This is a genomic window from Streptococcus saliviloxodontae (genome assembly GCF_016908655.1).
GTDB classification, from domain to species: Bacteria; Bacillota; Bacilli; order Lactobacillales; family Streptococcaceae; genus Streptococcus; species Streptococcus saliviloxodontae.
This window is the reverse complement of sequence record NZ_JAFBEI010000040.1, coordinates 1-20,034: the sequence shown is the minus strand read 5'-3', so window position 1 is coordinate 20,034 and position 20,034 is coordinate 1. Positions and strand designations below refer to the sequence as shown.

Below are 20,034 nucleotides of genomic sequence, written 5' to 3'. Positions count from 1 at the left end.
GGACTCCGAGACGGACTCACTTAACGACTCGGAAACAGACTCGCTCAGTGATTCGGATATCGATTCACTTAGGGACTCCGAGACGGACTCACTTAACGACTCGGAAACAGACTCGCTCAGTGATTCGGATATCGATTCACTTAGGGACTCCGAGACGGACTCACTTAGCGATTCTGAGATCGATTCACTCAATGACTCGGAAACCGATTCGCTTAGCGATTCCGATACTGATTCGCTTGTGGACTCGGAAACGGACTCACTTATTGATTCGGAGATGGATTCTCTGGTTGATTCTGAGACGGACTCGCTCATCGATTCTGAGACGGACTCGCTCATCGATTCTGAAACTGATTCACTTGTTGATTCAGAGACTGACTCACTCAACGATTCGGATAACGATTCGCTTAGCGATTCTGAGACGGACTCACTTAAGGATTCGGAAACTGATTCACTTGTTGATTCTGAAACGGACTCGCTAGTTGATTCAGAAATAGATTCACTTAACGATTCTGATAATGATTCACTTGTTGACTCAGAAACGGACTCACTGGTGGACTCGGAAATGGATTCACTTGTGGATTCTGAAATTGACTCGCTTAATGACTCGGAAACGGACTCACTCAAGGACTCACTTAGCGATTCTGAAACGGACTCGCTCATCGATTCTGAGATTGACTCACTTAGCGATTCTGAGACTGATTCGCTCAATGACTCGGATACTGATTCACTTAGTGATTCTGAAAGTGACTCACTCAACGATTCTGAAACGGACTCGCTGGCTGACTCTGACACTGACTCACTTAATGATTCTGAAACGGACTCGCTCATCGATTCTGAAACTGATTCACTTGTTGATTCTGAGATTGACTCACTTAGCGATTCAGATACTGATTCGCTCAATGACTCGGAGACTGACTCACTTAATGATTCTGAAACGGACTCGCTCATCGATTCTGAGACCGATTCACTTATTGATTCTGAAACGGATTCGCTTTGTGACTCGGACACTGACTCACTTAATGATTCTGAAACCGATTCACTCAATGACTCAGAAATTGACTCGCTTTGTGATTCAGACAAGGATTCACTCAATGACTCGGAGACGGATTCGCTGGTTGACTCAGATACTGATTCGCTCAGGGACTCGGAGACGGACTCACTCATCGATTCGGAAATGGACTCACTTAGGGATTCGGAGATCGATTCACTTGTGGACTCGGAAATGGACTCACTCATCGATTCAGACACTGACTCGCTCATCGATTCTAAGACGGACTCACTCAATGACTCGGAGACGGACTCGCTCAAGGATTCTGAGACCGATTCACTCAATGACTCGGACACTGACTCGCTTAGGGATTCGGAGACGGATTCGCTTAGGGATTCGGAGACGGATTCGCTTAGGGATTCAGATACGGATTCACTTATAGACTCGGAAACCGATTCGCTCAAGGAGTCTGAGACTGACTCGCTGGTTGACTCGGAAACGGATTCGCTCAACGATTCGGAAACGGACTCGCTTAGGGATTCGGAAACTGATTCACTTAGCGATTCTGAGATCGATTCGCTTAATGACTCGGAAATGGACTCACTTAGCGATTCTGAGATCGATTCACTTGTTGACTCGGAAACCGATTCGCTTAGCGATTCCGATACTGATTCGCTTGTGGACTCTGAAACGGACTCACTTATTGATTCGGAAATGGATTCACTTGTGGACTCTGAAACCGATTCACTTGTGGACTCGGAGACGGACTCACTCAAGGACTCAGAAACCGATTCACTTAGCGATTCTGAGATGGACTCACTTGTGGACTCGGAAACGGACTCACTTGTGGATTCTGAGATGGACTCGCTCATCGATTCTGAAACTGATTCACTTAGCGTTTCTGAGATGGACTCGCTGAGGGATTCGGAAACTGATTCACTTAGCGATTCTGAGACGGACTCACTTGTGGACTCAGATACGGATTCACTCAAGGATTCTGAAACGGACTCACTTGTGGACTCGGAAACGGACTCACTCAAGGACTCAGAAACCGATTCGCTGGTTGACTCGGAGACGGACTCGCTTAACGATTCTGAGATTGATTCACTGAGGGATTCTGAAATGGACTCACTCAGAGATTCTGAGACGGAGTCACTCAATGATTCTGAAACCGACTCACTTGTGGATTCGGAAACGGACTCGCTCATCGATTCTGACACTGATTCACTTGTTGACTCTGAGACGGACTCACTTAACGATTCTGAGACGGATTCACTTGTTGACTCTGAGACGGACTCGCTGGTTGACTCAGATACTGACTCACTTAAGGACTCAGACACTGATTCACTCAATGACTCTGAAACTGACTCGCTCAATGATTCGAAAACCGATTCGCTGGTGGATTCTGAAATTGACTCACTTAAGGATTCAGATACTGATTCGCTGGTTGACTCGGAAATGGATTCACTTGTTGACTCTGAGACCGATTCACTTAGCGATTCTGAGATTGATTCACTTGTTGACTCAGAAACGGATTCGCTTAGCGATTCTGAGACGGACTCACTTAACGATTCTGAGATGGACTCGCTCATCGATTCTGAAACGGATTCGCTTAGGGACTCGGAAATGGACTCACTTAACGATTCTGAGACAGATTCACTCAATGACTCAGATACTGACTCACTTAAGGACTCAGACACTGATTCGCTTAACGATTCTGAGACGGACTCGCTCATCGATTCTGAGACGGACTCGCTCATCGATTCTGAGACGGAGTCACTCAATGATTCTAAAACCGACTCACTCAAGGATTCGGAAACGGACTCGCTCAACGATTCTGAAACTGACTCGCTAATTGATTCTGAAACTGATTCGCTGAGGGACTCGGAGACGGACTCACTCAACGATTCTGAGACGGATTCACTTGTGGACTCGGAAATTGACTCGCTTAATGATTCTGAAACAGATTCACTTGTGGACTCTGAGACCGATTCGCTCAGAGATTCTGAGACGGAGTCACTCAATGATTCTGAAACCGACTCACTCAAGGACTCTGACACTAATTCACTGATTGATTCTGAAATTGACTCGCTTAATGATTCTGAAACAGATTCACTTAGCGATTCTGAGATTGATTCACTTGTTGACTCAGATACTGATTCGCTTAATGACTCGGAAATGGACTCACTTAACGATTCTGAAACTGATTCACTCAATGACTCAGACACTGACTCGCTGAGGGATTCTGAAACGGACTCGCTCAAGGATTCCGACACCGATTCACTTGTTGACTCAGAAATGGACTCACTTAACGATTCTGAGACGGATTCGCTTAACGATTCAGATAAGGACTCACTCAAGGATTCTGAAATGGACTCACTTGTGGACTCAGATACTGATTCGCTCATCGATTCTGAGACGGACTCACTGGTTGACTCAGATACTGATTCGCTCATCGATTCGGAGACGGACTCGCTCAGGGATTCTGAAACAGATTCGCTCATCGATTCTGAGACGGATTCACTCAAGGATTCGGAGACGGACTCGCTCAGGGATTCTGAAATTGACTCGCTCAGGGATTCTGAAACAGATTCGCTCATCGATTCTGAGACAGACTCGCTCAAGGATTCAGATACTGATTCACTTAGGGACTCCGAGACGGACTCACTTAACGACTCTGAAACCGATTCACTCAAGGATTCTGACAATGACTCACTCAGGGACTCGGAAACCGAGTCGCTTAGAGACTCTGAGACTGACTCGCTTAAGGATTCTGAGACAGACTCGCTGGTTGACTCGGAAACGGACTCGCTTAAGGATTCAGATACTGATTCGCTCAGGGACTCGGATATTGACTCACTCAAGGATTCTGAGACCGACTCACTTAACGACTCTGAAACCGATTCGCTCATCGATTCTGAAATTGACTCGCTTAATGACTCTGACACCGACTCACTAATTGACTCGGAAACTGATTCGCTGCTTGATTCTGAAACGGATTCATTTGTGGACTCGGAAACCGATTCACTCAAGGATTCTGACAAGGACTCGCTCAGGGACTCGGAAATGGACTCACTTAACGATTCTGAGATGGATTCGCTTAATGACTCTGAAACGGATTCATTTAGAGATTCTGACAAGGACTCAGAGAGAGATTCGCTGCTTGATTCCAATACTGATTCACTTATTGACTCAGAAACCGACTCGATCACTGATTCCAATACTGACTCGCTTAGCGATTCGGAAATGGAATTTGAAGCAGATTCAGAATTTGAAATAGATTCTGACTGACTCTTAGACTCTGACTCTGATTGAGACTGTGACTGGCTTTCAGAAACACTGTCATACATACCAGCATCAACATGAGTTAAGTTGGCATTGTCAACATGGATAGATACAGATTGATTTGTTGCTGAAAAATCGTTATCAATCGTATCATCTGTTCCGATATTTGTTGCATCAACAACTCTGTAATTGGACGATTGCACAGAGACAGTATAGTGCCCTGGAACAACATCAGCAAAGCTGTAAGAACCATCTGCTCCTGTTGTTGTCATACGAGTTCCAATATCAATCCCATCCTCTGTCGTACCTGTCAAATAGACCGTAACAGCAGACAAGTTTGATTCACCCGAATTCTGCAGACCGTCCTTATTGATATCATTCCAAGCTTTACCACTGATAGTATAAGTTGACTGCGTAATCGGAGTCGTTACTGTCCACGTTTTACCGTTATGCGTAATCGTATAGGTTGCCGTTGTTGAGGTATTGCTCACATAAGTTAAGCTATAGTCATCATCACCGCTAATATTATTGGCGCGACGAACTTCTTTTTCCAACGATTCCCTTTCCGTAGTTGTTAAAGAAGACCAGTTGGCAACGTTGGTTGATCTAACCCCATCTGTAGGGTTAACTGTAACAGACCAAGTCTGTGATGAACTATTTCCAGAAACATCAGAAACGGTGTAAGTCCCTTCCCAGTAACCAGGTTTTGTTGCCGTTCCTGACAATGCAACTCGAGAACCTTCTGTTGTGCTCGCTTGATTCTGAGTTGTCAGCGTTCCACCACCTGCCAAAGTCACCGTTGACACAACAAGTCCATTACTGTCTGTTGTATTTGTTACCGTTGCACCATCTGATTTACCATCTGTAAGTGTTAAGGTTGATGAGCCAATGATGTCATTGTCTTTAGCATAAAGAGAGCTATTTCCCTTAGCAGTTCCACCCGAGTGAACCGTTTCCTCATTTACAGACTGATTCAAGTCAAAAACATAGTCCTTCTGACTAGAGTTAAAATCAGAATTTGTAGAGCTATCATAGTGATAGATGCTAGGAGCGAGTTTATCGATTACAGTAAATGTTGTCGTTACCGAATTATCTGTATTAGAAGTAACAGTGTAAATGTCTCCGATATTCATACCAGTTGTCGTCCAAGTCCAGCTACCACTAGAATCAGCGGTCACTGTCGTTGACAAACTGTCAGTATTACGGATTGTTTGTGTGCCACCAGTCGTAACTTGTTGACCTGACTTATAGTTGCCACCAACTGTTGTACGAGTAATCGTGTAAGTTTCACCAGCAGTACCTGTCCCACTTGCTGTAAGTGAATCATCTTTGGTGAAATTAGCAGTGCTCGTTGCATTATCATGATCGGTGCTTGTGACAACAATATCATTTGCTGCTACTTTTATGGCTGCAACGCTAAATGAGGTACTTCTCACATCAACCTGCATGCCATCACCAGCACTCAACATACCTACTCGGTGCTCTGCACCCGTTGTATTATCATAGGCAGTTACATTGACATTAACACGATTGCCGTCAGAAACCTCACCATTTTTAATACCAGCAATAGCCTCAGCTTCACTAGCATAATAATGATTACCGATTTGGATATAGTTTAGCTTGATATTATAACCATCTTTAACCGTAAAGAAAGAGGTATAGCCTTTTTCTAAATTATTCTTCAAGGTTAATAGACTCTGCCCATTCTGAGTAGTGGCAGCATTCAAACTAATAACAGATCCTTCATACCTATCGGCAATGACGGTCGTTGTTGTTGTATTACTGATTGTTGTGTTATCTGCTGAGTAAACAGCAGCCTTAACAACCGTACCTTCACTTAATGACGAAACAGGTACGCTATAAGTACCATTATCAGTAGTTACAGCCGAGTAGGTAGTTCCATTCACGGTAACCTTAACTGTCGTTCCTGGCTCAGCTGTCCCCGAAATAGTCGTTGCGCCAGCTGCAGCTGTTGTAATCGTTGGCTCTTCTGGTGTGATAACATAGGTAACATTTGCCGCATCACTAGTTCCATCCGCATAAGTTGTCGTTGTTGGAACTGTATAGGTTCCCGAAGCTGTTGGAAGGCTTGTGAAAACAGTGCCTTTTGCGTCTGTGTAAGTTCCGTCTATAGTTGTTGAAACAGTTGATGTGATAGAAGAAATTGCTGTACTAGTACCAGGCGTCACATTAACAGTAGCAATAAGCTCACTCTTAATAGTATCTGAAGAAGTCGCTGCTGCATCTGCTTGAGTATGTCTGACTGTTCCCCCAGTTGTAAAAATAAGGGATGAGTCATACAGATAGCCTTCTTTAGCTGAAACAGTAACGCCATTACTAAAGCTCTCACCACTACCAATTGACTTAGCATTTACCAGATATTCCAAACCATATTTTTGAATTTTGGCTAAATCCTCAGCGCTATTAATAGCAGTTGTGAAGCTAACCGAACCAGTAACACCATCGTAACCAGCTGCAGCGATAGCAAATGTCATCATTGCCCCAGACTCATCTTTGAAGGCATCTAAGGCAGCATCACCCAAGGCATTTTTATTGCCAGTTGTCGTATCGATAATAGACTGATCATTACTATTATCAGTAGTCATATACTGAGTGTACTCGCTACTACCATCGCCAGTTGTCGTATTGTAGTACCAAAGACTAGAGTAGCCTGACTTACCGTTATAGAAGCGACCAGATTGTGTCGGTAATATAGTCGTTGTCCCAGTAGCACTAGGATAAGAGTCATAAACACCCTTGTAGTTATACTTGTAATTAAAGTTATTAATCGTTGTGCTCACCGTATTAGGGAGTACGATAGTATACTTAAAGTTTCCTTTACCGTAAGTACCATCGTTATCAACATTGTTATTGAACTTCAAAGTCCAAGTGACCTGCATATTGGTTGAATCAACAACCGCTGTCAAGGTAAATAGGTCAGAGATACTTGCGGCTCCGTAGTTATAACGAATAAAGTTATCTGCTGGGTTGGCACCGCTAACGGTTGTTACTGCATCCGGAATAGCCGAAGCTGCTAACCTATTTGCTGATTGGAGTACAACAGTCGCCTGCTTGTCATCTAGCTTCGATGCCTTTTCCAAGACAGTTACTGCCATGGCAGACAAGCTAAGAGCAGTCGCTGAGTCATCGGCAAGTAGAGCATGAGCTTGAATAAGCACTTGAACTTCTACACTAGGATCGACACCACGTTCTCCTGCACTTACAATTGAGTCCTCAAGAACTGTCATTGCATCAGTTAATTCCTCACGCGCTGATTGGGTATCAGTTGTCGTGTCTGCTACGCTACTTGCAGAACTTTCACTAATAGCACTACTGGCTGAAGTAGATGCTTGGTGACTGGCAGTTGAACTTGAAGTTGAAGTAGACTCTGACTCACTTGTTGATTCTGAGATAGACTCCGAAGTTGATTCAGAGATGGATTCAGAAACAGATTCACTTGCTGACTCCGACAAACTCTCTGATACTGAGTGACTGACCGACTCTGAATTAGAGAGTGATTCTAAAGTCGACAAGACCTGACTCGTCGAAAGCGATTCTGACTCCGATGCCGATAAACTACTACTTGCTTCGGCTGAAGCTGTATCAACAACCGACTCTGTTGTGACGGCCTCCTCAGAAAGTTGAGTAGTCACAATAGGACTCTCTGTCGTCATAGTAACTGTATCAGTCTGCGCAAGAGTCGTTGTTGTGCTTGACAACTCTGTCGTTACCGCAGTATCCTCCTCTGCGAAAACATCGTGACTAGTTACAACGCCAGCTCCTAGCGCTGCACCTGCTGCAATGGCTCCCTTCAACAGTGTAATCGCTGAAGAATGACGTGCTGTCATATCCGAGATATCATCCACCTTAAGAGCTACCCGTGGTGATCCACCTTTTATGAAACGAATAAGCCCAACCTGAGAAATCAGGGTACTAACCCAATGCTTCCCAGATTTATGCATTTTGACACGTGTTTTACGAGAAGACTCACCAAAATTTTGGTTTAACTTCTTTTTAGTCATCTGTACACCTTTCTTTTTGTTAAATTTTATAGACAATTGTATGATAACATTCTATTTCTATATTATAACATCACTGTATAATTTCGACAATAATAGACCTAAAACCATTGCATTTATTACACTAAAAACTTAATTATCGCTATTTATTTGCCTTTATGCTCTAAAAAGACGAACTTTATTCAAACATCTATAGTTATATTATTAAAACGGATACAATAGACAGAAAAAACAAATCCAAACAGTTGTCTAATTTTTGTTATTTTCTAAACAATTGACAGTTATATGAAATAAATATGAAAAAATTCTGGTGTAAGAGTAAAAAACAGAAGAAAAAAGACCTAACCACGCATTAGATCTCTCATATTAAACTAACATTTATTAATGCTATCACCGATAGATACCTACTCAGTAATTCCCTCGAAAGGTGAAACCTAGATCTGACACATCTTCCAGACCTCCTAAATAATAGACACGATGATAGCCACGATGATTTAAGATAGCCTTAGCTATTTCAGCCCTTGGTCCCATTTTACAATAAACCAATAGTTCTTGCTCCTTGTCCTCGGGCAAGTCTGTCTCTGCCAAGTCCAAATGTGGGATATTGATACTTCCCTCAAAATGACCTAGGCTATACTCCTCCTCTCCTCTGACATCAATCAAAAGAGCACCTTGAGCCACTTTTTCGACATAATTCATTGCATTCACCTCCTTTTCTTTCTATCATAACAAAAAGTCTCTTAAAAGTTTAACTGAGACGCTCTGCCATTCCCCAAAACTATGCTATAATAAGCTAAAATGAAAATCTCAGAGGTTTTTTATGAAACACACCAAACTCAATAACTACTACCTTGAAATGACTGAACATCTGATAGAGGTTCCTTACTATAAGGAAGAACGCCGTATCCGTGTGCTCCTTCCAAAAGACTATGACAAAGAAGATTGGGCGAGCTATCCAGTCCTTTATATGCACGATGGTCAAAATATCTTTTATAGCAAAGAGTCTTTCTCAGGCTATTCATGGAAAATTATCCCAACCATCAAAAATAACAAAGACTTACCTAAAGTGATTATCGTGGGGATCGATAATGCTGAAAGTAATCGCCTAAATGAGTATGCCCCTTGGATGACTGATGTCGGCTCTACACCTGAAACTGCTAGTGTTGGTGGTGATGGGATGGCTTACGGAGATTGGGTCGTCAATACTGTCAAACCTTTCATTGATGAGACATACCGTACCAAACCTGACCGTGAGCATACCTTACTGGCTGGGTCTTCTATGGGAGGGATTATCACCGCCTATATGGGGGCGGCCTATCCTCACATTTTTGGAAATTTAGGTGTTTTCTCACTGGCTTCTTGGTTTAGCGAACGAGACTTTTTACGCTTTTGCGACCATCACCCTATCCACCAAGATAGTCTCGTTTACATTCAAGTCGGCACCAAAGAAGGTGACGAAGTTGATGAGCAATTTGCTCCTAATATGAATCAAGCATACATCGATTGTAGCCTCCACTACTACCAATCCTTGTTACGTACAGGTCACGATATGGACAAGATACGCCTACGTATTATGGCAAATGAAATCCACCACGAAAAACATTGGGCAGATCACTTTCTTGAGTTCTTACAATTTACCTTAAAAGAATAAGCAACAGGCTGGAACGAGATTCCAGCCTGTTTTAATAATAAAACAAAAATAACATAAGGTTGTTAACCACAATGGCTTGACAAAGGGTTAGAAGTATCAATACCTTGTCAGCTAACATCCCTGATGGTAACAAAAATTATTAAAGGCGACCTTCATCTTCCAATGCTTTTAAGAAGTAAGGCATCTGCAAGCGCCACCAGTCCCAGTCATGGGCAACATCATTTCCCCAGTAATCAAACCAGGCAGGGATTGACTTGGCTGCAAAAGCATCCTCCAAGCGCTTAGTATCTGCGATGTGAGGACCTTCCCAAGCACCTTGACCAACTGCAACAATAAAACGATTACGACGATAATGATCTAAGAACCACGGATCTTCTTGGTTCCAAAGGCTATCAATCGGTGAGTTGAAGTAAATGATGTCATCATTATAGAAGTCACCCGTAAAGAAACGGGCGTCATAGACACCTGATAGAGCGACAGCAACGTCAAAAACATCAGGGTGTCTAAGGGCAAAGTTTACAGTATGATAGGCTCCCATTGAGCAGCCTGTCGCCACAAGCCCTCCTTGCCAATTTCTCTCATAACGAATGAGTGGAACCAACTCATTAATGATATAACGGTCGTAGGCTTCATGGGCAAGTGCCATATCATGACCTGATTTTCCTTCAGCCAACCAAGACTCCTTATCCAGAGAATCTGGCGTGTAGAATGTGATCAAACCACGATCAACAAACTCACTACAAGCCTCAACCATACCAAAATCGCCGTACTCATTCTGGCTTCCACCAGAAGAAGGAAAAACAAGCACAGGCTTACCTGAATGTCCGTAGACATTAAAGGCCATCTCGCGACCTAGCTCTGTCGACCAGTGACTTCTTCTTTCAAAATGCATTCTTTTTTCTCCTCGTGTGACTAGACTTTAGCTTGCGCAAATTGGACCAATTCTCTCATTTCTGCCATGCTCGGTGTTCTAGCTAGTATGCCATGCTCTCCCATAATTTTAGCAAAGACACCAGGGACCGTCTGAATCGAAATCAAACGATCACCAAACGCTTCTCGAATATCATCCAAGCTATGAACATAGTTTTGATTGGCTTTACGAGACATGTAAACAACATTGTAAGGGTGAGTAATTTCCGCTTTGAAGCTATTGTCTTTGACGATATTGGCATATTCCTTAAAAATATCAAAGTCATTGGCGTAGTCCCACATATCTATCGTCAAGCCTCCAGGTGGGCGGCAGTTAACTTCAAGCGCCATCAATTCTTTTGTTTTCTTGACTCTAAAGAATTCAAAGTGGAAGAAACGCTCTTTGACGTTGAAAGCTGAAACACACTGTTTACCTAGCTCCACCAACTTCGGTGAAATCTCACGTGGAACATAGTAAAACATATCGCTATCTGCTGTGACCATATTAAGCACAGCGTCAGAATACTCTAAGCTAGAGTAAAAGACGATATTTCCATCATGATCAGTCAAGCCATCAAAAGTAACAATATCACCATCGATGAATTCCTCCATGATATACTCTACCCCATCAGTTTGATAAGTAAAGAAGTCTTCTAACTCCTCATCTGATGTAATTTTATAGGTATCTGAAGCTCCGACCCCAGAGTTAGGTTTAATAACAACTGGAAATGCTAATTTAGCTACTAAGCGTCTAGCCTCTTCTCGACTATGGAAGACATCACCATCCGCAACCTTAAGACCCGTTTGACGAAAAATCTCTTTCATCTGACGTTTGGTTTTAATCGAAAGCATGTCTTCATTTTTGTAACCAAACACATTGAAATCCGTACGTAGTTTAGCATCAAGTTCCAACCAGTATTCATTGTGAGATTCAACGCGGTCAATTCGACCATACTTATGAGCAAAGTAAGCTACTGCACGATAAACCTGATCGTAATCTTCCATATTATCAACACGATAATATTCAGTTAGATGGCTTCTCAAACCTTCTGATAACTCCTCGTATGGGGTATCAGCAATTCCCAAGGTGTTGATGCCACTCTCATATAAACGATGAGCAAAAGTCTCAAAATTCGTTGGGAAATGCGGTGAAATCATTACAAAATTAAGCGGTCTAGTCATGTCTCTTACCTCATGTCTCTTTTATCGTTACTTCTATTCTATCACAAAGCTCATCAGTTATCTACAGAATTTTCAGAAAATAACGCAAATTCTGTCATTTACTTGCAAAAGAAAAACTTGCCCTGCTATCTAAGCAAAACAAGTTCATCATGTCCTTAGTATTGATCCTATTAATGGAACTGCATACCACCATCAACAATAATGGTTTGTCCTGTAATGTAGTTGGAATCTGGTCCAGCTAGGAAAGCAACTGCATTAGCAACATCCTCTGGCTCAGAAAGACGTTTCAAAGTAATATCTTTTGCAAATTGTTGCATACCCCATTCGTCATCTTTACCTGCATTTTTACCAACTTCATGGGCAATATCAAACATCATTGGTGTTTTAACGATACCTGGTGCATAGGCATTTACAGTGATACCTTCTTCTGCCAAATCACGCGCCAAGGTTTGTGTAATACCACGCACAGCAAATTTTGTACCACCATAAACAGTCAAATTAGGATTTCCGACAACACCTGCCTGTGACGTAGCGTTGATAATCTTGCCCCCATGACCAAGTTTTTTGAAAATAGCTTGTGCTGCTTGTGCACCCCAGATAACACCACCAACATTAATGGCAAATGTTTTTGTAAATTGTTCCTCTGTAATAGTATCAAGAGGTGTTGTTGGTGCTACACCTGCATTGTTCACCACAACAGTCAAATCACCAAAGTGATCAACAACAGCTTCAAATGCTGCCTTGACTTGGTCTTGTTTTGAAACATCTGCTACCACTGCAAATGCATCTTCATTAGAAAGAGCTGCAACAGCTTTTTGAGCGGTTTCTTCATTATAATCAAGAATACCAACTTTGAAACCATCAGCATGCAGACGTTTGGCAATCGCAAAACCAATCCCTTGACCAGCACCTGTGACAATAGCGACTTTGTTTGACATAAGAAATCCTCCTTTGACTCTGTAAGGGCAAGTGTCCTTATTTCTTATGCCTCTATTATACTCCCAGAGTAAGCGCTGTCAACCATTTACTGAATCTATTTTTAAAAAGTGATAAATGTCACTTTTTTTGGTACACTATTGTCATGGATATTCAAAAAACACTGAATCACGCGGCGCGTGAAAATACTTATTACCTCATTAACGATCAAGCGGTCATTGTCATTGACCCTGGTAGCAACACTGATCAGATCCTCGAAACGCTAACAGATTTGAACAAACCGGTTGCAGCAATCCTCCTGACGCATACTCACTACGATCATATCATGAGTGTCGAAGCTGTTCGTTCTGCCTTTCAGCAGCCACCAGTCTATGTTTCTGATAAGGAAGCTGATTGGCTAGGATCGCCTATAGATAACCTCTCTGGTTTGGACCGCCATAGTGATATGGCAGATGTCATTGTCAAACCTGCAGATGCTCTCTTCCAATACGACCAAGCCTATGATATTGCTGGTTTTCACTTCACAGTAGTTGAAACTCCTGGACATTCTATCGGTGGTGTGTCTTTTATCTTCCCTCAAGAAGAGCTGATTTTTTCAGGAGATGCTCTCTTTAGAGAGGCAATCGGTCGATGGGATTTACCAACCGGAAATCACGACCAATTGATTCATTCTATCAAAGAAAAACTTTTCACCCTCCCCAATCACTACAAGGTTTATCCTGGACATGGCGCTGACACGACTATCGCCCACGAAAAAAATTGCAATCCTTTTTTCCAATAACCACTTACTGAAATACGAAAATATCAAGTCTGTGATCTAAAATAGACCCGAATGTTCCGATTGATATCACCCAAGTACAATCTTTTCCGATAACATAAAAAGACTCCTAGAAAAGCACTTCTGCTCTTCCAAGAGTCTTTTTTATTGGAAGCCTTGTTAGACTTACTTAGATTTTTAAGAAACGGCGCATTGATAAAATGGCTCCAAGTGAACCAATCACAATACCAATAATAACAATCGCACCAATAATTACTGGCAAGAAGATCGTGATGTCATACAAAGACAAACCTTCCGTTAACAAGGATGGATTGTAATTATCATAAACCCAGTGGTAACCAAAGTAAATGACTGCTGATGGTAGGATAGAGCCTATCAAACCAACCCAAGCACCCTCGTAAAAGAAAGGTCCACGAATGTAAGAATTCTTAGCTCCAACCAGACGCATAATCTCGATATCACGACTACGTGAAAAGATTGTCATACGAATGGTATTTGAAATGAGGAAGATTGCCACGAGAACCAAGATTCCAGTTGCGACCAAGCCCCACAGACGAACCTTACTTGCAATAGCCATAATGTTATCACTATCTGTCCCACCGTATTCTACGGAGTCAACACCTTCTATTTTTTGAATCGCCTTAGCAACTTTTTTGACGTCTTTAGGTTCTTTTGTTTTCACAATGTAGGCGTCTGACAAGGGATTAGAATCGTCGCTAAACAATTTCCAGTCATCCCCCATTGTTTTTTGTAGCTGCGCAAGCTGCTCATCCTTACTTGAAAAGACTAGCGAATCCACACCATCCAAGGCTTTAATCTGATTAAAGATAGCATGATAAGAGCTATTCGCAATCGTTTGACCAGCTGGATCTGTCGTTGTTTCCGAATTGTCCTGCGAACTTGGATCCAGATACACATTAACTTGGATATTATTTTCGATACCAGATGCAATACGTTCAATATTGAGCAAACCTGCTGCAAAAATACCGACCAAAGTTAAGGTGACAGCCACCATTGAAATAGCTGCAAAACTCATCCATCCATTTCGAAAGAGGTTTTTAAATGAATTCGCCAAATGACGGAAAAAATTTCTAATCATTATAACCGTACTCTCCTTCCTCTTCGTCACGTACCAAACGACCGTCTTCAATCGCAATCACTCGATGTTTTAAGGTATTAACAATCTGACTATTGTGAGTCGCCATAAGAACAGTTGTTCCTTGAAGATTGATACGTTCGAGTACCTGCATAATTTCCATAGAAATCTCAGGGTCCAAGTTACCAGTAGGTTCATCGGCAATCAAGAGCTTTGGATTGTTGACAATAGCACGCGCAATCGCTACACGCTGCTGCTCACCTCCAGACAATTGATCTGGGAATGAACGCGCTTTGTGCTTCAACCCAACCAAGTCCAAGACTTCCTCAACCCGTTTTTTAATATGACGGCGTCTTTCACCGATAACTTCCATCGCGAAAGCTACATTTTCAAAAACTGTTTTCTTAGGGAGCAATTTATAATCTTGGAAAACAACCCCGATAGAACGTCGCAACATTGGAATGTGACGCTTTTTCATTTTCGCCAAGTTAAACTCACCTACGTAAAGACTACCAGAACTGATTTTTTCTTCACTGTAAAGCAGTTTAATAAAACTTGACTTACCAGCCCCTGAAGGACCGACAATATAGACAAACTCACCCTGATCAACAGATACCGAAATATCTCGAAGGGCTGTTGTCGAACGATGATACTTTTTAGTAACACCACTCATTTCAATTAAAGCCATAATGTTTTTCCTTTACTGATGATACAAAGGGACAATTCGGTTTACCGAAAATTTTCGTAAAGAAATAGAGAACCGACGCCGTGTCGAAAGACACTAGGAAGTTCATCTTTTCTTCTAGAAAATTAGTCCCGTGTTCAAATTCATGATACAAAACCCGTTAAACGAGCTAAGCCTGTTAAAAACGATTACTTATTCCATACGCCATTTGAGGTAGGCGTCGATAAAGCCTTCGATGTCACCATCCATGACCTTATCTACCTGAGCCACTTCAAAGCCTGTTCGGTGATCTTTGACCATGGTATACGGTGTAAAGACATATGAACGAATCTGACTTCCCCAAGTAATCTCTTTTTTATCGCCTTTCAAAGCATCAACTTCTGCGGCCTTCTTCTCCTGCTCCATCTGATAGAGCTTGGCTTGAAGCATCTTCATGGCACGGTCTCGGTTACCATATTGCGTACGGTCAACGGTTGAAGCTACGACAATTCCTGTTGGAATATGCGTCAAACGTACCCCAGTTGATACCTTGTTGACGTTCTGACCACCAGCACCACCAGAGCGGAACGTATCCATCTTGATATCATCATCACGGATTTCCACCTCGATCGTATCGTCCAATTCTGGCATGACCTCAACAGATGTAAATGACGTATGACGGCGTTTGGCAGAGTCAAATGGCGAGATACGCACCAAGCGGTGAACCCCCATTTCAGACTTGAGGAAACCGTAGGCATTTGGCCCCTCAAAAGAAAGGGTCACAGACTTGATACCAGCCTCATCACCTGCTTGATAGTCCAAAGTCTCAACCTTGTAACCCTTGGCATTTCCAAAACGGGTGTACATACGATAGAGCATATCCGCCCAATCCTGTGCCTCAGTACCGCCTGAACCTGGGTGGATTTCCAAGATAGCGTTATTGTGGTCATAAGGTTCAGACAAGAGTAAAGTCATCTCGTAGCTAGACATGATTTTGTCGAGCTTCTCCAAGGCTTCCTCTAGATCAGCCTGAACCGAGTCGTCCTCATCCAACATTTCTAAATAGAGTTCTGTTTCATCAGACAACTCCTGCATATTATGAAACGTTTCATACTTTACCTTGAGTTCATTAAGTTCTTGAGAGACTTTTTGTGCCGCAAGGTTATCGTTCCAAAAGTCTGGCTCAGTCATTTGGTTTTCAAGAAGAGCAATCTCCTCCTCCAAACGATCTAAGTCAAAGAGACCTCCCGAAACTGATTAGTTTCTCTTGATTTTCAGTAATTTTTTGGCGAATTTCAGCCACTTCCATGAGTTACAACCTCCAAAATTGATCTTCTCTATTCTATCATAAAGCCTTTAAAATTGCCATTTCTGACGAACAAGCTCCAACTCCTCCAGACTTGCCTCGTCTTTAAGAGAAAGGCTGCGCATAAAATCAAGCATGACCTCATCAGGTTTTTTGACAATCTCACCCAAAGCCCAAATGGCTGTCGCTGTATGAATAGGATTATTATTCTTATCAATAATTTCCAAAAGTTTGGGAATAGCACTTCTATCATGGGCATTGGCTAGCGCGATAATAGCATTACGTTGCAAGATATTCTTTCCTCGCCAAGACCCTGCAATCATGCCAAATTTTTCCTTGAAAGAGCTATTTGACAGCTCCAAAAAGGGAATCAGTTCTGGATGAGCCAACTCTGGATCAATATCAGTCGCTAAGGGATTGTCAATGCCTTTGTTATAGGGACAACAGATCTGGCAAATGTCACATCCATAGATAACTGTCTTGATTTTCTTACGAAATTCCATGTCCATCATGCCCTTGTCTTGCGTCTGGAAAGACAGGCAACGTCTAGCATTCATGGTGCCGTCTCCAATCAAACAAGAAGTCGGACAGGCATCCAAACAACGCCTGCAATCCCCACAATCATAATCTACTGGCTGATCAGGCTCAATCTCTAAGTTGGTAATCAACTCACCCAAGAACATGTAAGAACCATACTCTTTTGATATGACAAGACCATTTTTTCCAATAAAACCAATCCCTGCTCGACGAGCCACTGCCGTATCAACCAAGGCACCTGTGTCCACCATGCCCTTGTACTCAAAATCTTGGGTTAGCTCCTCAATGGCTGCTGCTAGACGATTAAGCTTATCTTGTAGGACATAGTGGTAATCCAAGCCCCAAGAATTTGGCGTGATTTTCCCTCGCTTATAGTCTGTCTTTGGTGGCTGCACAGGTAATTTATTAGGGTAGGCAACCGCAATGGAAATGATGGTCTTTGCAGATGCTAAGCTCAGCTTGGGCTTAATACGTTCTTCGATAACCTTGTGTTCAAACCCAGTCGTTCGCCCTTCTTCGACACCTAGGCGCAGCGATTTTTCCAAATAATCAAAATCATCAGCCGTAGTAAAGCCAATCTTGGAAATGCCAATTTCAGCTGCGATTTTCTTAATTTCTTCCTTGATATCCATACTCTCTATCTTAAAGTAAAAATGTAAAGAGAGCAAGTCGCAAGGGTTACAAAAGATGACAATCTCAAGACAGTCCCAGTCATTTTTGCTACAATAAAGGCATGACAAGATTAGCCATTATGAGCGACCTCCACATTGACCTCAATCAATTTGGAGACTTTGAGCTTGAAACCCTAAAGCAAGTCCTCTCAGAAGAGGGCATCAGCCACCTGCACCTAGCTGGCGATATTTCCAACCACCACTACACCACATCACTTCCTTTTATGAAAACCATAGGAGAGCAGGTCAAGTTGACCTACAACCTTGGTAATCACGATATGCTGGACTTGGATGAAAAGACCATCCAAACGCTAGATTTTCAAGTTCATAATTTAGGAAGTTGCTATTTGTTGGCCTTTCACGGTTGGTATGATTACTCATTCAGCCCTGAAAAGTCCTTTGAGCAGAACCTAGCCTTTAAAAATCGCTTTTGGTTTGATAGAAGGCTAAAACGAGATCTGTCTGACCCAGACATCACTAAGAAAGTCTTAGAAAAGCTGGACAAACACTTATCGCAACTAGACAAGCCTGTTATCATTGCCATGCACTTTGTTCCGCACAGCGATTTCACCATGACCCATGCGACCTTTAAGCCATTCAATGCTTTTTTGGGTAGCCAAGCCTTTCACGACCTTTTCAGCAAACACCGAGTGGCTGATGTCGTCTTCGGTCACGTCCATCGATCCTATGGCACCCAAGTCATCGACGGTATTCGCTACCACTCACGCCCTCTTGGCTACATCAGAGAATGGGATTTGACCATTGACTACGTGTCCAAGCACCCCGAACTCAATCCCACAGGTACTTGGAACCTCAGCAAACGTTACAATCTGGTCAAAAAACGCCCAGACTACCAAGACTATCAAAAGCAGCACTTCAAGGAAGAGTTGAAAAAGAGTATGACCGTATTTGACGTGTGAACCAACTAGATATTGCAAGGATTTAGTCTTATTGGATAAGGCTAAGTCTTTTTAGTTTATAACTAAAAAGAGAAAATCAACAGATTTTCTCTTTTTGTTAGATAGTGGTCTGTTGGTGATTTTAGTGGAATTATCTGTTAATTAATGTTGTTTCCGTTTAGTTATTCCTGCTATTCCCAGTGTAGCCATCATCACACCTGCTACAATACCTGCTACTGATGATTTGTCACCTGTTGTTGGTAACTCTGAGTCTTTAACTTCAGCAACTTTTGTCATCGTATTTGTATACAAAGATTTACTACGACGATTTGTCACTTCTACTGCTGTTGGCTGAGACACTTTCTTAGTATCGAGAACTTGGGTGGCTGAATTTATTTTAGAAAGCATTTGCCCCTTAGATCCAACTTGCTCTTTAGCTTCTTGTTCCGTCTTGGCTTTCGCCTCGGATTCGGCTTTTTCTTTCGCTTCTTGTTCCTCCTTGGCTTTTACCTCTGCTTCGGCTTTGGCTTTAGCTTCTTGTTCGGCCTTCGCTTTTGCCTCGGATTCGGCTTTGGCTTTCGCTTCTTGTTCAGCCTTGGCTTTCGCCTCGGATTCAGCTTTTTCTTTCGCTTCTTGTTCCGCCTTGGCTTTTGCCTCGGATTCAGCTTTTTCTTTCGCTTCTTGTTCCGCCTTGGCTTTCGCCTCGGATTCGGCTTTTTCTTTAGCTTTCTGTTCTGCCTTGGCTTTTGCCTCGGATTCAGCTTTTTCTTTAGCCTCTTGTTCCGCCTTGGCTTTCGCCTCGGATTCGGCTTTTTCTTTGGCCTCTTGTTCAGCCTTGGCTTTCGCCTCGGATTCGGCTTTCGCTTCTTGTTCAGCCTTGGCTTTTGCCTCGGATTCGGCTTTTTCTTTAGCCTCTTGTTCGGCCTTGGCTTTTGCCTCGGATTCGGCTTTGGCTTTCGCTTCTTGTTCAGCTTTCGCTTTTGCCTCGGATTCAGCTTTTTCTTTAGCTTCTTGTTCCGCCTTGGCTTTTGCCTCGGATTCGGCTTTTTCTTTAGCCTCTTGTTCGGCCTTGGCTTTTGCCTCGGATTCGGCTTTGGCTTTCGCTTCTTGTTC

At 42.6% G+C, this 20,034-nt stretch carries 15 protein-coding genes and 2 pseudogenes; 5 read left to right on the top strand and 12 right to left on the bottom strand.

Going from position 1 to position 20,034, the window contains the following annotated elements; all coding sequences use genetic code 11:
* On the bottom strand, nucleotides 1-4,764 hold a 4,764-nt coding region (locus JOC31_RS10150), incomplete at its 3' end, for a DUF445 family protein (protein WP_420825476.1).
* 37 nt (nucleotides 4,765-4,801) lie between these two features.
* On the opposite strand from JOC31_RS10150, the gene JOC31_RS08510 reads away from it, so the two are divergent.
* Nucleotides 4,802-4,957, top strand: a complete 156-nt coding sequence (locus tag JOC31_RS08510; protein ID WP_205017737.1) for a hypothetical protein — start codon at nucleotides 4,802-4,804, stop codon at nucleotides 4,955-4,957.
* 2,304 nt (nucleotides 4,958-7,261) lie between these two features.
* Nucleotides 7,262-7,438: a hypothetical protein gene (locus tag JOC31_RS08505; protein WP_205017736.1), complete on the top strand. Its 177-nt coding sequence runs from the start codon at nucleotides 7,262-7,264 to the stop codon at nucleotides 7,436-7,438.
* Between the two features lie 614 nt (nucleotides 7,439-8,052).
* Here JOC31_RS08505 and JOC31_RS10145 read toward each other — a convergent pair.
* Nucleotides 8,053-8,295: pseudogene (locus tag JOC31_RS10145) on the bottom strand (accessory Sec-dependent serine-rich glycoprotein adhesin); the annotation flags it as partial.
* 405 nt (nucleotides 8,296-8,700) lie between these two features.
* Complete coding sequence (locus tag JOC31_RS08495; protein WP_205017735.1) at nucleotides 8,701-8,991, bottom strand: rhodanese-like domain-containing protein; 291 nt, start codon at nucleotides 8,989-8,991, stop codon at nucleotides 8,701-8,703.
* Nucleotides 8,992-9,112: 121 nt separating this feature from the next.
* Here JOC31_RS08495 and JOC31_RS08490 point away from each other — a divergent pair, with 121 nt between their 5' ends.
* The gene (locus JOC31_RS08490; protein WP_205017734.1) at nucleotides 9,113-9,943 is read left to right on the top strand and encodes an alpha/beta hydrolase; all 831 of its coding nucleotides are present in this window, start codon (nucleotides 9,113-9,115) and stop codon (nucleotides 9,941-9,943) included.
* A 139-nt stretch (nucleotides 9,944-10,082) separates the two neighbouring features.
* Here the strand turns inward: JOC31_RS08490 and JOC31_RS08485 are convergent, their stop codons facing one another.
* From JOC31_RS08485 to JOC31_RS08475, 3 genes are all read right to left on the bottom strand, one after another.
* Nucleotides 10,083-10,835, bottom strand: coding sequence for an esterase family protein (locus JOC31_RS08485; RefSeq protein ID WP_205017733.1), 753 nt, complete (start codon nucleotides 10,833-10,835; stop codon nucleotides 10,083-10,085).
* Between the two features lie 20 nt (nucleotides 10,836-10,855).
* Nucleotides 10,856-12,034: an ATP-grasp domain-containing protein gene (locus tag JOC31_RS08480; protein WP_205017732.1), complete on the bottom strand. Its 1,179-nt coding sequence runs from the start codon at nucleotides 12,032-12,034 to the stop codon at nucleotides 10,856-10,858.
* A gap of 170 nt (nucleotides 12,035-12,204) precedes the next feature.
* A complete protein-coding gene (locus JOC31_RS08475; RefSeq protein WP_205017731.1) occupies nucleotides 12,205-12,972 on the bottom strand; it encodes a (S)-acetoin forming diacetyl reductase in 768 nt (255 codons plus the stop codon).
* A gap of 143 nt (nucleotides 12,973-13,115) precedes the next feature.
* Here JOC31_RS08475 and JOC31_RS08470 point away from each other — a divergent pair, with 143 nt between their 5' ends.
* Complete coding sequence (locus tag JOC31_RS08470; protein ID WP_205017730.1) at nucleotides 13,116-13,751, top strand: MBL fold metallo-hydrolase; 636 nt, start codon at nucleotides 13,116-13,118, stop codon at nucleotides 13,749-13,751.
* Nucleotides 13,752-13,917: 166 nt separating this feature from the next.
* On the opposite strand, the gene ftsX is transcribed toward JOC31_RS08470, so the two are convergent.
* The 5 genes and pseudogenes from ftsX to queG form a co-directional block, all read right to left on the bottom strand.
* The gene (gene ftsX, locus JOC31_RS08465; protein ID WP_205017729.1) at nucleotides 13,918-14,847 is read right to left on the bottom strand and encodes a permease-like cell division protein FtsX; all 930 of its coding nucleotides are present in this window, start codon (nucleotides 14,845-14,847) and stop codon (nucleotides 13,918-13,920) included.
* A complete protein-coding gene (gene ftsE / locus JOC31_RS08460; protein WP_205017728.1) occupies nucleotides 14,840-15,532 on the bottom strand; it encodes a cell division ATP-binding protein FtsE in 693 nt (230 codons plus the stop codon). The genes ftsX and ftsE overlap by 8 nt, the downstream gene beginning before the upstream one ends.
* Nucleotides 15,533-15,550: 18 nt before the next feature.
* Nucleotides 15,551-15,638, bottom strand: a pseudogene (locus tag JOC31_RS10140) (GNAT family N-acetyltransferase); the annotation flags it as partial.
* An 83-nt stretch (nucleotides 15,639-15,721) separates the two neighbouring features.
* Nucleotides 15,722-16,817, bottom strand: a protein-coding gene (prfB, locus tag JOC31_RS08455) for a peptide chain release factor 2 (RefSeq protein ID WP_205017727.1) whose coding sequence is annotated in 2 segments (ribosomal slippage) — nucleotides 15,722-16,744 and nucleotides 16,746-16,817 — 1,095 coding nt in all. Because the reading frame shifts where the segments join, the coding sequence is not laid out codon by codon here.
* 47 nt (nucleotides 16,818-16,864) lie between these two features.
* On the bottom strand, nucleotides 16,865-17,983 hold the full coding sequence (gene queG, locus JOC31_RS08450; RefSeq protein WP_205017726.1) for a tRNA epoxyqueuosine(34) reductase QueG: 1,119 nt from the start codon (nucleotides 17,981-17,983) through the stop codon (nucleotides 16,865-16,867).
* A 101-nt stretch (nucleotides 17,984-18,084) separates the two neighbouring features.
* Between queG and JOC31_RS08445 the strand changes: the two genes are divergently transcribed.
* Nucleotides 18,085-18,942, top strand: coding sequence for a metallophosphoesterase (locus JOC31_RS08445; RefSeq protein ID WP_205017725.1), 858 nt, complete (start codon nucleotides 18,085-18,087; stop codon nucleotides 18,940-18,942).
* 141 nt (nucleotides 18,943-19,083) lie between these two features.
* On the opposite strand, the gene JOC31_RS08440 is transcribed toward JOC31_RS08445, so the two are convergent.
* Nucleotides 19,084-20,034, bottom strand: a 951-nt coding sequence (locus tag JOC31_RS08440) for an LPXTG cell wall anchor domain-containing protein (protein ID WP_205017724.1), incomplete at its 5' end; no start/stop codon positions are given.